Source organism: Mucilaginibacter kameinonensis (assembly GCF_003675385.1).
Lineage (GTDB): Bacteria > Bacteroidota > Bacteroidia > Sphingobacteriales > Sphingobacteriaceae > Mucilaginibacter > Mucilaginibacter kameinonensis.
This window is the reverse complement of the sequence record NZ_RCWZ01000003.1, coordinates 662,691-678,184: the sequence shown is the minus strand read 5'-3', so window position 1 is coordinate 678,184 and position 15,494 is coordinate 662,691. Positions and strand designations below refer to the sequence as shown.

Below are 15,494 nucleotides of genomic sequence, written 5' to 3'. Positions count from 1 at the left end.
CCGGTTTTAAAGCCCGGCAATTTTTAGTTTATCGCCCCTTAATTATTGCCCGCAATGGCATCATAAAAAAGCAACTGGTTTTTGGATATGATCTTATCACCCGCCTGCAGGCCTGATGATATGTAAGTGGTATCCTCAACCGTTTTTATAACTGCTACCTGGCGTACTTTCAGGTCATCTTTACTGTTATAAACTACTACAAAGTTTTTGCTGTTGTCATAAACAACGGCTTTGGCCGGTATAGCAACCGACTGTGCTTTCTCGCTGTTGGCTATAACCACGCTGGTAAACATCTCCGGCTTAAGCAGCATACCTTCGTTAGGCAATACAATTTTGATTTTCAAAACCTTATTGTCTGGATCAAGTACAGAGCTTATTGCGTCAACTTTACCTGTAAATACTTTATCAGGATAAGCAATGGTGGTAACTTTTGCAGTATAACCTACTTTAACACGACTAATGTCCGACTCAAACACGTTAGCCCAGATCCAAACGTCTTTCATGTTTGATATGGTGAACATGCTATTGGCATTATCCGGACGAATGAAACCGCCAGCTGTGATGTTTTTTTCAACTATAAACCCGCTTTCAGGGGCTTTGATCACTAACGTACCGCCCGGGCTGGTGTTACCACCACCATTGATGGCAATTTGTTGTTGAACTTTGTTATACGCTGCTTCGGCTTTGTTGTAGTTTTCTTTAGCCTCGGTATAATCACGCTCGCTTGAGATCCCGTTTTTGTATAAATATTCTGCCTGCTCCAACTGACGTTTGTAAATAGCAAGATCTGATTTTGATGAGCTCAAATCAGTATAGTTACCGGCAACATCGGCACTGCGCACAATGGCAAGGGTTTGACCTTTGCTCACCTTATCGCCAAGTGAAACTTTCACATCCAGCACCTGTCCGCTCGAAAACGGAAATACTTTAACAACCGCGTTGTCATCGTATGATACCTCGCCCGAAAGGGTTAGCTCATTTTTTATGGTAGCGATCTTGGCAGTATCGATAGTGATAATTTTGGCCATCGAATCGCTCACAGTTACCTGTTTGTTTTCAACAGCAGGAGGGGTTTTGCCTTTACAAGCGGCAAGCAATAGTAAAGCTGAGATGCCGGAAAACAGCGTTTCTCTTTTCATCATAGTAAGTCTTAAAAAGTTAGTCAGGATTTTATTACGGTTGTGCCAACGGCAAAGTTGAGGTCGGCAATAGCTTTTTGCAGGTTATATTTTTGTTGCAATATTTTTAGTTTGGTATCCTTATAGGTGTCAAAAAAGTCAACAAACTCTACAAGGCTTATCTGGCGTTGCTGGAAACTCTTGAGCATGGCACCAAACAGTTTATCATATTGCTCATTAAAAGTGATCTGCTGGTTAGAGAACAGTTGCTGGTTCAACTTATACTGGTTAACAGCAGCAACTACGTCGTTTTTAAGCTGGAATTCGCTTTGTTTTAAAGTGCTCTCCTGACTTTTGATATTGTATTGTGCAGATTTGATATTGCCCTGGTTGCGGTTAAACAACGGTATTGGCAAACCAATTTGTAAGCCATAGTAGTTACGGGCGTAGCTGCTGTTTTGGTCATATGATACGCCGATGGTTACATCAGGCACTGCCAATGCTTTTTGATAGGCGAGGTTATGTGTGGCCGAATTTAACTGGTACTGATTAGATAAGTAATCGGGCCTGTTGGTCATGGCCTGGCTTATTAGTGATTGTACGTCCAGGTCGACAGTTTCAACCGGCTTATCATTTATGATGGGCTGTACAAATGCGGTTTCTTTAGTTTGGAGTAAGGTTTTAAGCTCAGTCTGCAGATCGTTGATCTGGCGGTTATTCTCAACCATATCATTTTGCAGGCCAAACAGCAACGCTTTCAAACGGATCAGGTCCTTCATGGAAGTATTGCCAACATCAAATGATTTTTGAATGGCATTAACCAGTTCGGTAGCCGATTTGATTTCGTTTTGATAAACCAATTGTTGGGCATTCAACGAACCCAGCTGACCGAAATCAAGCTGAAGATTGTAGCGCAGGTTGCGCATCAGGTCGTTAAAGGCAGCTTCCTGAACTTTGGCATCGTCTTCGGCTACTTTTACCTGTTTGCCGCGTTTGCCGGCAGTGGCAAATACCTGGTTTAGCTGAACAAAAACTTGTCCGCCACCGTTGGCGTGATTAAAAAATTTGTTGGTGCCACCGTCATGAATGTTTTGATCGGTGCTTAAAACGGGATTGTCCCATAATTTAGCTTGTTGAATGAGCGCCTTTTGGGCATCAACATTATACTTTTGGGCAAGCAGGCTAAGGTTATTTTCAATGAACTGTTTTTCAGCTTCAGGGAAAGTGATCTTTAACGTATCTGTTTGTGCTTCGGCCTTTTGTGTTAATAAACTAAAAAATAAGGGTGATATAAATAGCAGGGATTTTATATTTCGCATTTTCCTTCATCAAAATTCAACAATACAAAAATTCAAAACACTTATGAATTTTGTATGAAGTGAAGGAAAACTAATGGTAGAGAGGAACCGTGATTTTGCCAGAACTCGAATTAAACGAATTGAAAGAATTTGTTTAATTCTATATTCTGGCAATTTAATTGATTCTTCAAATTCCGGTTCAGACAAAATCACGGTAATCCTCAAACCCTATGAATCAGGGTTCTTTCAGATATTTATCTCAAAATCATCTGCATCTTTTAGGAAGGGGAGCGCGGTGCGTATCTTTTCAATCTCGTCGGCTACGATACTGAATGTGTAAAGGTCTTCTTCATCGCGTTTATAGTAAATTACTTTGCCGTTAGGATCAATACAGGTAGAATCGCCGCTGTGATAAACTTCGTTGCCATCGTGGCCTACACGGTTAACCGCTATGATATATGATTGATTTTCAACAGCACGTGCGGGTATCAGGGTGCGCCAGTGCGCTGCCCGGCGTTCGGGCCAGTTGGCCACTACGATAAGCAGGTCGTACGCGTTTTCTTCAATGTTACGCAGCCATACCGGGAAACGAAGGTCGTAGCAAATCACCGGGCAAATTTTCCAGCCGTTTAGCTCAACAAAAAGTTTTTTGGTGCCGGCCGTGTAGGTATTATGCTCTTTACCAAGCGCAAACAAGTGGCGTTTATCATAATGCTCATATGTGCCATCGGGGCGCATCCAGATGAGGCGGTTATAGTATTTGCCACCCTCTTCTATAATGATACTCCCGGTTATTACGCAGTCGTATTGTTGAGCGGTTTTTTCCATCCATTGCATGGTTTTGCCATTCATGGGTTCGGCCAGTACCGCGACATTCATGGTAAAGCCCGTGGTAAACATTTCGGGAAGTATAATGAGATCGGTTTTTTCGCGGATTCCGCCCGATAGCCTGAGGGTGATATTCTGAAGGTTTTTATCGATATTTTCCCAAAAAAGGTAGCCTTGAAAAACAGTAATTTTAAGATTCTCCATAGTAATTGGTTCATAGTGGATGGATCATGGTTCATAGCAAAAAATGCATGACGATGGTTGATCCATACTGATAAAACTTATACAAGTTGGCTATGATCCGTTAATTGTGAACCATGAACCAAAATCAAATTTAAAGATTTGGCTATGATCCATTAACTATGAACCATTAACCAAAAATTAAATGCGAATTAACCTATCAACGGCTTTATCTAAAGTTTCTTGTCTTTTGGCGAAACAAAACCTCAGCACATGGTGGTCAATCCCCTTGCTGTAAAATGCCGAAACAGGTATAGTTGCTACTCCAAATTCCTTTGCTATCCGGATAGAAAAATCAACATCTTTTTCGTCGGAAATATGCTGGTAACTTACTGACTGGAAGTATGAACCGTTGCAAGGCAGAAGTTTAAAACGGGTTTGTTCGAGCCCATTCCTGAAATAGTCACGTTTCTGCCTGAAAAATTCAGCTAAGCCCAGGTAAGTTTCTTCGTTTTTCAGATGTTCGGCGATGGCATATTGGATAGGTGTGTTTACCGCGAACACCAAAAACTGATGAATTTTCCTGAACTCATTCATGAGATAGGCGGGTGCCATGCAATATCCAACCTTCCAGCCGGTAGCATGAAAAGGCTTGCCGAAGGATGCCACTATAAAACTACGTTGCTGAAGTTCGGGGTAGCGAGCCATGCTGTGGTGGGTTTCGCCATCGTATATCAAGTGCTCGTACACCTCATCGCTCAATATTAATATATCCTGGTTTTTTACCAGCGCGCTTAACTGTTCAATGTCTTCCTTGTGCAGGATAGTTGCCGTTGGGTTATGCGGCGAGTTAAGGATGATCATTTTTGTTTTTTGGTTGATCAGCCGCTTCACCATATCCCAGGCAATACGATAGTTGGGCGGTTCGAGAGCAAGCGATTTTACAACGCCTCCCATCAGTTTAATGGCTGGGGCGTAACAATCAAAAGCAGGTTCAAAAATGATCACTTCATCATTGGGATGTATAACGGCGCTGATAGCTGTAAATATAGCCTGTGTACCACCGGCAGTTATGGTAATTTCCGTTTCCGGATTATAAACAGCGCTGTAAAGTTTTTCGGTTTTTTCGGCAATACGCTCTCTCAAAGCCATTACACCTGCCATAGGCGCATACTGGTTATGGCCCTCTTTCATGGCTTTATTCACAAGCTCGATAAGCTCGGGCGAACAGTCGTAGTCAGGAAAACCCTGCGACAGATTTATTGCCCCGAGCTCGTTGGCCAGGGCCGACATGACGGTGAATATGGTGGTTCCTGTTTGGGGTAATTTTGAAACTACGTTTATCATCGATGGCTAAAGTAGGGAAAAATCATCATGAACCTATCCATGCAACCGGGTATTTTTTGTTTTTGGAAACAGTTTAATTTAAAGGTTTAAACATATTTGGAATGTTTTAAGTGGAGATTTTAACCAGAAAACGTTTTACTTCTCAGTGTGAAACAGAGGTTTTTAAAATTTGAGGAATAATGATCAACGCTAACAAAAACGCGGAAATAGCGGATATGATCACATTAGCAATGACCTGGAAATCTGGCATTATCCAAAACCTTAAAACAATGATGCAAGCAGTACAAATACTTATCAGGATCCAGTATTTTGAGATAGACCGATTGGTGTGTTGTTCTTCCGGCATTTTTCGGATGTAATATATTATATATAGTGTACCGATCAGCGTAAACGTATGTTGAAGGATTTTATAAAGCGGGGTAGTAGCTATGATAGTTTTATTAAATACTTCGGGGAATAGTGCAACAAAATATCCTGCAGGGTGTGTAAAAGCATCTAAAAACATGTGAGTACAGGCTCCAATAAAAATCGAATACAAAACAACAGGCCAGTACTTTCTAAAATAACTATTCCAGTTAAAGGTTTTATAAGCATATAAGCGCCTGTTTAAAAAAGATGGCAGGTTATTGAATAGTTTATTACGAACAATGTTGTGGAATAGAAAGGCAAGCAACACTCCAAAAGGAATATCAAACCAAAACAATCCCCAAATAGTATGGCTATAGATACTGTATATATGCATCCTGACGAAGTATTCAAAATCAGGAACCATAGCGCCTGCTATTAACCCTGTCAACGAGAGCCATCTGGTTTTTAGATTGTTGAGCGGTAAAACTATAGCCGGGTGCGCGAAAGTAAAAGGCATAGGTTGTAATGTAATAGCTAAACCAAAATACTATCCGTGATCTTCGCGATATCGTAGCTGATCTTATTGATAAAGCCTAACTGTTCTTTCAATAAAGCATCCTCCGCCTGGGCCACAGGTTTCTGAGCTTCCGGATTAGGGGAAGGAATTTTACCGATATTGAATTCGATATTCTCGGCCTGTAGTTTTTGGCCGGTATCGTTTAATACAGTTATACTTTTTTTGATCAGCTTCATAGCCTCGGGGTGGGCAACCGCGATTTCTTTTTTACTTTGAGCCGATGCTATTGTAGCGATATATGAGGAAAGAATATGGTTTAGCACCACAAACTTATGTATATCCTTTATTTTACGTTGCTTGCTTTTGGGCTCGGAGGTCATGCGTTCAAACGCGGCCGAAAGGTTGGCCGATTTTACATAAACCTCCTTACGTGCCAGTTTGTAGGCAGTAATACTGGTCATTTTGCCCGAAATGCTTTCGGCAATGGTAACCAGGTAATTGATATTGGCAATGATCACATCCCTCAGGGTTTCCTGGATCTGTTCAAACTCCCAGGTTGGGAATATCAGGTAGCTGGCCACCAAAGCGATGGTTGAGCCTATAATGGTATCGAGGATCCTTTCCTGGGCTACGTTCAATAATCCCACACCTAAAAACTTGAATAGTATCAACACATAAGGTGTCATGAAAATAACGCTTACAACGTAGTTGAGGCGCTGAAAGCTGTAAGCCCCCATCATAAATATCACCAGGAAAATAAACTGGGCAGTAACATTGGGGATAAAAGTAAGTATGGCAATACCTATAACACCGCCGCCAATGGTGCCTATTAAACGCTGATAGTTGCGCTGTTTGGAAAGGCTGAACCCTGGTTTCAATATCACAATAATGGTAAGTAATACCCAATAACTATGGTGACCTAAGGAAACAAGCTTTGCCGTAATAAAGCCTACCAGGCATACCAATGCTACCCGCAAGGCATGCTTAAACGCGCCGGATGCCAGCGTAAAGTTGTCGGTGAAAATATGCGGCGCGAAATCCTGATGGCTTACAAACGCGGTGTATTCCACGTCACTTTTTGGTTCATTTAATGATTCGGCAGCTTTTGAGCTATAGTATTTATAGATGTTGTTAATTCCCTCGCCAAGCGAACGCAGGTTAATCAGGATCTTTTTAAGCACCAGGTTACTGGTTTCCTGGTTGTTTTTGCCAATGGAATCGATCTTAACTTTTAGTTTTTCCAGTTCGATGTTAAAGTCGGTGAGATGGCGGCGGCGTGTGTTTGTTAGCACAATATAGGCCACATCGTCAAGCTCATCGGCCATGTTATGGATAATGCGGGCAATTTCTGAAAGTACACCGGTATCCTTAAATTTTTCGCGGATATGTGCGTAGTCGTAATGCGTGGCCATGATCTGCTCATAGATATCAACCAGGTCAACAAAGGTTAGTACCAGGATGCGGCTTGGTGCGGTTGATTCGCGGGCCATAATGCGACTTTTAAAAAGCAACTCGCGCACGGCGTCCTGATGCTGGCTCACCTGGATCTGTTTGGAAACCAGTTTACGGTAGTTTTCGTCGATATCGGTATCCGATAAGTAAAAATCAGCTTTGATACGTAAAAAACGAGCTATATCGGTCACGTTTTCGCCAAGGGCCTGTTGCGCCGCGCGGTAGGGGCGAATACCAAAAAATACCAGGCTGAAGATCATATACCAAACGCCCCCGGCCAAAATCTTAGCACTGTAACCCAATACCTCAGGGGCGGCTAATGCCTTATCCATCATAAAGATCATGATGAGCAACGAACAGGTACCCACCGATGCCGCCCTATTACCATAAACAGTGAACATAGAAAACAGAAAAGCGAAAAAGGTGATCTCGATACCGAGGGTAATTACGTTGAGCCTTGCGAAACCGGTAATAATGGCTACCAAAAACAGGCAAAGGTTACCGGCTGCCATGGCGTTACGTTTGTGCGATACTGGTCCGGGCGTATCAATAACACAGATACACAACGCGCCCAATGAAAGCGTAAGGCCGAGATCAAATTTATCAAACTGCATTAACAGCAGGGAAGGCAGTAATATGCCTATACAGATCCGGATGCCATCAGAAAAATATTGACTGTAAAAGAAACTTTTTATCTCCCTGATGTTTATAGACATGGTAGTAGCAGCTTTATAAATAACAGAACTATTATAAGGAATTTTGTTTGTTCGGGCTGTTTTTATTAAATATAATTTATTGCCCCGAAATGGCGTTTTGAATTTCCATATTTTTAATTTTTGCGTCTTATTTTGTTAAAATGCTATTAATTGAAGATTTGTGTTAATAAATATTTACTTTTTGGTGAATTTAAATTAAAGATCAGTAAATTCACCCCCCGGAAAAGGCCAAAAGCTAAACCAATCAATTTTACCTCAATTTAATTTTTTACTATGTCGCCAACGTTAAAACTCAGCCAAAGAGAAGCAGCCTTCAATAATGAGGTTGTTACCCGATTTGAGTTATATAACAGTTTGTTTCAAACACTTCCGTTTTACCAGGTAAAGGATACCGGTATTTTATTGCCGTTCTTCAGCTCACATTGCGAAAAGGGTGCTATCACCCATGATTCGCCTACAGAGATCATCGAGTCGTTTTTTGAAAAGTACGTACCGGATATCGAACATCGTGAGCAGATTAACCGCATGTTCAGGTTTATTCAGTACATTGAACGTCAGGTAGTATTGTTTGACGCCATTGAAGATTCATCATTTAATAAAATAGGTAAGTTTGATGATAGCGGTACCCTGCAAAGTTTATTGCAGCACGCGGCCATTAGCGATGAAAGCCGCCAGGATATCAGCGAAAAGCTAAAAGATTTTTCGTTACGCCTGGTGCTTACTGCTCACCCTACACAGTTTTATCCCGGCACGGTGCTTGGCATCATGACCGATTTGATTGAAGCCGTAAAAACCAACGATATTAATAGTATCGATGTATTGCTGCAGCAACTGGGTAAAACACCTTTCTTTAATAAAACATCACCAACGCCGGTTGATGAGGCCGTAAGCCTTTCCTGGTTTTTGGAGAATATATTTTACCATGCCGTATCAGACATTCAGGCCAAGCTTGAAGAGGAATTTGATATTGATGCTGCAAGCCGTCAGATCCTGGAATTGGGTTTCTGGCCAGGTGGCGACCGTGATGGTAACCCTAACGTAACTACGCAAACCACTAAAGAGGTGGCCAGCTTCTTAAGGCAACGTTTGTTCCGTTGTTATTATCGTGATTTCCGGACGCTTAAGCGCCGTATCACCTTCCGCGGTGTGGAAGAAGCGATGGGTAAGCTGGAGAACCTTTTTTATAAAAATGCCAATGAACAGTTAACACCTGTTGATTTACAGGGCGAAATACTGGATTTATTGCTTTCTATAAAAGAGGTTATCCTTAAAGATCACGACGGTTTGTTTGTAGATATTGTCGAGGATATGATCCAAAAGGTACGCCTGTTTGGATGTTATTTTGCAACGATAGATATCAGGCAGGATAGCCGCATTTTACGCAAGGTTTTTGAGTACGGTACCAAGAATATCGATACCGGTGTTGCAGAAGGTTATTCGGACTTAAATGAGGATGAAAAAGTAAAGAGCATTGTTTTTAAAGAGGCAGATTTTGTTTGCCCTGAAGAAGAGAAAGATGCCATGATCCACGATACGCTGGATACCATCAGGCTGGTTAAACAGATCCAGGAGGGTAACGGCGAAAAAGCTTGCCAGCGTTTTATTATCAGTAACTGTCAGCGTGCGTCTGATATTCTGCAGCTAATCGATCTATTTTTATGGAGCGGTTGGAAAAAAGACAGCCTGAGCATTGATTTTATGCCGTTGTTTGAAACCGTGAACGATTTGGAACATGCGGCGGGCATTATGGAGCAGCTGTACACGCATCCGTTTTATGCCGAGCATCTTAAAAACAGGGGAAGCCAGCAAACCATTATGCTTGGTTTCTCTGATAGTACTAAAGACGGTGGTTACCTGATGGCCAACTGGTCGATTTACAAAGCCAAAGTTGAACTTACAGCTATGGCCCGTAAATACGGCATTCAACTGGCGTTTTTTGACGGCAGGGGCGGCCCACCTGCACGTGGCGGTGGTAAAACACACCGTTTCTACGCGTCGATGGGTAAGGAGATTGCCAATGAACATATCCAGTTAACTATCCAGGGTCAAACCGTAAGTTCGCAATATGGCTCGGTTGAAACTGCAAGGTTTAATATGGAACAACTGATCAATGCCGGCGTTATCTCGGCCCTGCATCCAAACCGTAATGATCTGTTGGATAACCGTCATAAAGAACTTATTCAGCAAATGGCCGATATCAGCTACAAATTGTTTATCGACCTACGTGCGCATCCTTTATTTGTTGAATACCTGGAGAAATTCAGTCCGCTGAAATTATTGTCAAGGATCAATATCAGTAGTCGCCCAACCAAGCGTAATGCCGGTGCGCAACTGAAACTGGAAGACCTGAGGGCTATCAGCTTTGTAACTTCATGGAGCCAGTTAAAACAAAGCATCCCTGGTTTTTATGGTGTAGGTACCGCGCTTAAGCAAGTTAAGGAAACCGGTGGCTGGGATGAGGTTAAAGAACTTTACCGAACATCAGGTTTCTTCAAAACCATGCTGGATAACTGTATGATGTCCATGTCTAAATCAGATTTCCGCGTTACCGCATATCTTGAAAAAGACGAGAAGTTTGGTGCGTTCTGGAAAATGCTGAAGGACGAATTTGTACTCACCCGCGAAATGCTGCTGGAAGTAACCGGCAGTACGGTATTAATGGAAGAGTACCCGGTTGAACGCCGTTCTATCGCCATCCGCGAAAAAATTGTATTGCCGTTGGTGATCATTCAGCACTATGCGCTGCAATGCATAAACTATGAAAAGGATACCGAGCTTAATGATATTTATAATAAGCTGGTGATCCGTACGGTTTATGGTATTGTAAATGCCGGGCGCAACTTGGCTTAGTAGTTTATTGTTTTAATTTATATCCCCGTCCACCTGTTAGCAATAGCAGGTGGATTTTTTGTTGTTGGGGAGAGCGGTTGATTGGGTTGATTAAGTGAGGGGGGACAGTTCGATATTGGAACAGGCGAAGGCGCTAAGTTTTCTTGACGGATTTATATTTGGAATATTAATAGAATCTTTTGGTGTAACCCCTGTGTTTTATAAGTATCTGATTTTTAATGATATAAATCGAATTTTTCGAAATTGTGTTAACCCTGTTAACCCCCTCTCATTCCTTTCCTACTACAGGTTTAAGCGTGGGGATGTGCGATTCCCCTCTTGAGAGGGGCGGAGGGTTGTGTTTCTGCTTTTTGATAAGTCTATTGCAGAAATACCTTCCTGCTATTGCCCGTTCCTCCGCGCCTCCTCTCAAGAGGGGATTTTAAAGGCTAAGTAAATATGCGGCCTGATTTTACATCCCTATTGCCTTTCCCATTTCTTAAACCTAACTTTAAAAGGTTCAGTACTTTAAACCTTTTATCCAATGAAAAAAATCATTATTCCGGTAAGTATTTTAATCTTTGCCGCTTCGTGCAAACAAAAAACAGAAACTACTATGTACAAATGGCCCGATGTAAAACCTCCCGTTGCCGAAATTAAACCGCATATCCGCACTATCCATAATGATACTGTTACTGATAATTATTACTGGATGATTGATTACTTTAAGAAAGGTCCCGATAGTACCAAAGCTGTAGATTACCTGAAAGCGGAGAACGCTTACCAGGACACTATGATGAGCGGTACCAAAAACTTTCAGAAGGTACTGTTTGATGAAATGAAAGCCAGGATTAAGGAGAAGGATGAATCGGTACCGGTATTTAAAAACGGTTACTACTACTATTCGCGTACCGACGAGGGAAAAGAGTATTACAAATATTGCCGTAAAAAAGGCAGCCTTGATGCTAAGGAAGAAGTATTGCTTGATGTGGATGAAATGGCCAAAGGGCATAGTTACTATTCAGCAAATGGGTTTAATATAAGTCCGGATAATAAGCTGCTGGCCTATGGTATTGATATGGTTTCGAGGAGGCAGTATACTATTCACATTAAAAACCTGGAAACGGGTGAAATTTATACTGATGCAATAGTTAACACCTCTGGTGGATCTGTCTGGGCAAAGGATAATAAAACCTTATTCTACACAGCCAAGAACCCCGAAACTCTGCTTACCGAAAAAATTAAGCGGCATGCTTTAGGATCGAAAGATGCAGATGTGGTTGTTTATGAGGAAAAAGATAAATCGAACTATATAGGTATAGATAAATCAAAATCGGGCGATTATATTTTTATCGAGTCGCGGGCTACTTTATCGTCTGAGTTTAGATATCTGGATGCGGGTAAACCTAACGAAGCTTTTAAAGTTTTTCAGCCTCGTATCAAAGATGTATTGTACAGTGTTACTGCCCTTGCTGATAAGTTTTTGATAGTAACCAACCAGGATGCCATTAATTTTAAGCTGATGGAATGCCCGCTTGATAAAACTGAAAGCAGCAACTGGAAAGAAGTTTTGCCGCATCGCAAAGATGTGTTGCTGGAAGGGGTTGAAGAGTATAAGGATTTTATCGTGATCACCGAGCGTAAGAATGGCTTAAACCAGTTCAGGGTGCGTAACCTTGCATCGGGAGCTGAGCATTATGTTGATTTTAAGGAAGCCGCTTATGCAATTTATGTGGGCGCTAATCCTGATTATAACAGTAAGGTATTAAGGTATGGTTATACGTCGTTAACCACACCTTCATCAACCTTTGATTATAACATGGAGACAAAGGCTTCCAAACTGATGAAACAACAGGAGGTGCTTGGTGGATATAAAGCTGATGATTATGTAACCGAACGTATTTACGGCACCGCGACAGATGGTACCAAAGTGCCGATATCCCTGGTTTACAAAAAAGGGTTCGACAAGAATGGCAAAGCGCCTTTGCTGCTTTACGGCTATGGTTCTTACGGTTATACCAATGATGTTTATTTTTCGAGCGCGCGGTTAAGTTTACTCGACAGAGGTTTTGTTTTCGCAATGGCTGGCATCCGGGGCGGACAAGAGATGGGCCGTCAGTGGTACCTGGATGGCAAGTTGATGAAAAAGAAAAACACCTTTACTGATTTTATTGACTGTGGTAAATACCTTGTTGATCAAAAATATACCAGTAAAGAGCATTTGTACGCCGAAGGCGGTAGTGCCGGTGGCTTGCTGATGGGCGCTGTAGCCAATATGGCTCCCGATCTGTGGCATGGCATTATTGCCGAAGTACCATTTGTTGACGTAGTGAACACGATGCTTGATGAAAGCATCCCTTTAACTACTAACGAGTTTGACGAATGGGGCAATCCTAAAAATGCCGACGCTTATAAATACATGAAAAGCTATTCGCCCTATGAAAACGTGGAGAAAAAGGCCTACCCGAATATGTTGGTTATAACCGGCTTGCATGATAGCCAGGTGCAATATTTTGAACCATCCAAATGGGTAGCCAAGTTACGCGCCAATAAAACTGACAATAATGTGCTAATGCTGCATACCAATATGGATTACGGCCATGGCGGAGCATCGGGTAGGTTTGATTATTTAAAAGAGGAAGCGTTAAACTACGCGTTTTTGTTTGCGCTTGAGGGGATTGATAAGTAGGTGAATGGTTGATTAGGTTGATTGGTGAGTGGTTGGGTACACAAATTACAAAACAACACGTCATTGCGAGGTACGAAGCAATCGCGAACTGTACAGGGAGAACTTACACGGTTACTCTGTAAGTAGGGGATTGCTTCGTACCTCGCAATGACGATTTTTATATTAGAATCCATCAATTTTATCTCCCCTAAATAAAACCTTATATCTTTCAGGCTAATTTCAAGTAAGTGGCCGGATAAATAAATTGTGGTTTATTATATTCGGCAAAATCCTCTCTGGTAATGAAATTAATATCCAAGTTAACCCTGTCATTTTGCCTTGTTTTTAGCGTAGGCGCTTTAGCCCAGCAACCTGTTAATATGCAGTATTCGGTGTCGATGGAAAAGGCAGCCGAACATTTGTATCATGTTGAGCTCAGCAACAAAACCCACCTCAAAACACTCGACTTTAAAATGTGCGTTTGGACACCGGGGTATTATCAGCTAATAGATTTTGCAGGTGCAGTGCAAAATTTTACAGTGACCGATGCAAAAGGCAGTCCGCTAAAATTTGATAAACCGACTAAAGATACCTGGCAGGTTAATAACCCTTCTGCAGGCGATGTCAAGATCTCGTACGATGTAAAGGCTGTGGTGCCCTTTGTAGGCAACGTTTATTTGGACGAAACACGTGGGTATATTACTCCCGGCGGCCTGTTCATGTACCTCGACCAGGAATTGCGTCACCCGGTTACCATCAAGATGAAACCTTACAGTAAGTGGAAAGATCTGGTAGCTACCGGACTGGATACCTTGAAGGGGCAATACCATGTTTATAAAGCCGCTGATTTTGATGTGCTTTATGATAGTCCGTTTTTAATGGGGGAGCTGGAAATTTTACCGCCATTTACCGTACAAAACAAGCCACACAACTTTATTGGCTACAAACTGCCCGCTTTTGACAGGCAGGCATTCATGGACGATCTGAAAAAGATTGTAGTAACCGGCAGCAATATCATTGGCGAAATACCTTATACGCATTATACTTTTCTGTCGATAGGGGCAGGAGGCGGGGGTATTGAGCATTTGAACTCAACCTCGTTAAGTTTTAGCGGCGGCGAAGGGTTTAATACGCCTGAAGCCCGTAAAAAGCTTTACAACTTTATAGCGCACGAATATTTTCACCATTATAATGTTAAGCGCATCAGGCCGGTTGAGCTTGGTCCGTTTGATTATTCGAAAGAGAACCATACCAATATGCTTTGGGTATCCGAAGGCTTTACTGTTTATTATGAGTACATGATTACGAGGCATGCCGGTTTAATGAACAATGAAGATATGTTTGGCGATTTTCAGAACAACCTGCGTAACTATGAAAACGAGCCGGGGCATTTATACCAATCGGCAACACAAGCCAGTTACAATACCTGGGATGACGGGCCTAACGGCAGGCAGGGCGATGATTTTAACAAAACTATTTCGTATTACGATAAAGGGCCAATTTTGGGGCTGATGCTTGATTTTAGCATTCGCCACGCTACACAAAACAAGAAAACGCTTGATGATGTAATGCGCCTGCTTTACTACAAATACTACAAAAAGCTAAACCGGGGCTTTACAGAACAGGAGTTCAGGAACGAATGCGAAAAAATGGCCGGTGTGCATTTAACGGAGGTATTTGAATATGCATCGACGGTTAAACCTCCGGATTATCCTAAGTATTTCGCTTACGGTGGATTGGCTGTAGATACGGCAACCAAAGTAGTTTCCAACGCTTGGGCAGGCTTAAACATGCGTCAGGTTAGGGATACCATGCGCGTAACCACAGTGGCTTACCAATCACCCGCGTGGACTGCAGGCATTCGTGGGCGTAGCGTTGTTTTAAAAATTGATGACGAGACAGCTAATCCGGAAGCCTTGGGTAAGGCCCTTGATAACCGTAAAGAAGGCGATGTGGTGAAGTTTACCATTCTGAAAAATGGCGTAACAAAAGATATAAACGTAACGCTTGGTAAAAAGCGTGAAAAGTCATTCAGGATAACCCCCTTGCCAAACCCTGATCAGCTGCAGGCTGCCATTTTTAAAAGCTGGACAGAAGGGACGTAGTAATTTATACGACGTTTTTTTCTAAGAATAGGTACACGCTATTTTTTATGATTTGCTTTATATTAAATCATAAAAAATAGCGTTTTGG

General features: G+C 42.0%; 9 protein-coding genes. 3 read left to right on the top strand and 6 right to left on the bottom strand.

Translation table 11 applies throughout. The annotated features are described in order from the left end of the window. Positions 1-38: 38 nt before the first annotated feature. The 6 genes from EAH55_RS16070 to EAH55_RS16045 form a co-directional block, all read right to left on the bottom strand. The gene (locus tag EAH55_RS16070) at positions 39-1,142 is read right to left on the bottom strand and encodes an efflux RND transporter periplasmic adaptor subunit (protein ID WP_244228222.1); all 1,104 of its coding nucleotides are present in this window, start codon (positions 1,140-1,142) and stop codon (positions 39-41) included. Between the two features lie 20 nt (positions 1,143-1,162). After that, positions 1,163-2,437, bottom strand: a complete 1,275-nt coding sequence (locus EAH55_RS16065; protein ID WP_112571922.1) for a TolC family protein — start codon at positions 2,435-2,437, stop codon at positions 1,163-1,165. Between the two features lie 225 nt (positions 2,438-2,662). After that, entirely contained in the window at positions 2,663-3,448 is a 786-nt protein-coding gene (locus EAH55_RS16060; protein WP_121810535.1) for an amidohydrolase, read from the bottom strand. Positions 3,449-3,625: 177 nt separating this feature from the next. Continuing rightward, entirely contained in the window at positions 3,626-4,771 is a 1,146-nt protein-coding gene (locus tag EAH55_RS16055; protein ID WP_121810534.1) for a methionine aminotransferase, read from the bottom strand. Positions 4,772-4,913: 142 nt separating this feature from the next. Next, a complete protein-coding gene (locus EAH55_RS16050; protein WP_121810533.1) occupies positions 4,914-5,636 on the bottom strand; it encodes a DUF4184 family protein in 723 nt (240 codons plus the stop codon). Between the two features lie 17 nt (positions 5,637-5,653). After that, the gene (locus tag EAH55_RS16045) at positions 5,654-7,804 is read right to left on the bottom strand and encodes an FUSC family membrane protein (protein ID WP_121810532.1); all 2,151 of its coding nucleotides are present in this window, start codon (positions 7,802-7,804) and stop codon (positions 5,654-5,656) included. A 273-nt stretch (positions 7,805-8,077) separates the two neighbouring features. Between EAH55_RS16045 and EAH55_RS16040 the strand changes: the two genes are divergently transcribed. From EAH55_RS16040 to EAH55_RS16030, 3 genes are all read left to right on the top strand, one after another. Beyond that, the gene (locus tag EAH55_RS16040) at positions 8,078-10,654 is read left to right on the top strand and encodes a phosphoenolpyruvate carboxylase (protein ID WP_121810531.1); all 2,577 of its coding nucleotides are present in this window, start codon (positions 8,078-8,080) and stop codon (positions 10,652-10,654) included. Positions 10,655-11,177: 523 nt separating this feature from the next. Next, on the top strand, positions 11,178-13,322 hold the full coding sequence (locus tag EAH55_RS16035) for a S9 family peptidase (RefSeq protein WP_121810530.1): 2,145 nt from the start codon (positions 11,178-11,180) through the stop codon (positions 13,320-13,322). A gap of 281 nt (positions 13,323-13,603) precedes the next feature. Then, positions 13,604-15,406 (top strand): M61 family metallopeptidase, encoded by a 1,803-nt coding sequence (locus tag EAH55_RS16030; protein WP_121810529.1) that lies wholly within the window; start codon positions 13,604-13,606, stop codon positions 15,404-15,406. Positions 15,407-15,494 lie beyond the last annotated feature (88 nt).

Excerpts from the sequence above, each read along its gene's own strand:
- EAH55_RS16035 (WP_121810530.1), top strand. The coding sequence starts at position 11,178 with ATGAAAAAAATCATTATTCCGGTAAGTATTTTAATCTTTGCCGCTTCG.
- EAH55_RS16070 (WP_244228222.1), bottom strand. The coding sequence starts at position 1,142 with ATGATGAAAAGAGAAACGCTGTTTTCCGGCATCTCAGCTTTACTATTG.
- EAH55_RS16055 (WP_121810534.1), bottom strand. The coding sequence starts at position 4,771 with ATGATAAACGTAGTTTCAAAATTACCCCAAACAGGAACCACCATATTC.
- EAH55_RS16040 (WP_121810531.1), top strand. The coding sequence starts at position 8,078 with ATGTCGCCAACGTTAAAACTCAGCCAAAGAGAAGCAGCCTTCAATAAT.
- EAH55_RS16060 (WP_121810535.1), bottom strand. The coding sequence starts at position 3,448 with ATGGAGAATCTTAAAATTACTGTTTTTCAAGGCTACCTTTTTTGGGAA.
- EAH55_RS16030 (WP_121810529.1), top strand. The coding sequence starts at position 13,604 with ATGAAATTAATATCCAAGTTAACCCTGTCATTTTGCCTTGTTTTTAGC.
- EAH55_RS16045 (WP_121810532.1), bottom strand. The coding sequence starts at position 7,804 with ATGTCTATAAACATCAGGGAGATAAAAAGTTTCTTTTACAGTCAATAT.
- EAH55_RS16050 (WP_121810533.1), bottom strand. The coding sequence starts at position 5,636 with ATGCCTTTTACTTTCGCGCACCCGGCTATAGTTTTACCGCTCAACAAT.
- EAH55_RS16065 (WP_112571922.1), bottom strand. The coding sequence starts at position 2,437 with ATGCGAAATATAAAATCCCTGCTATTTATATCACCCTTATTTTTTAGT.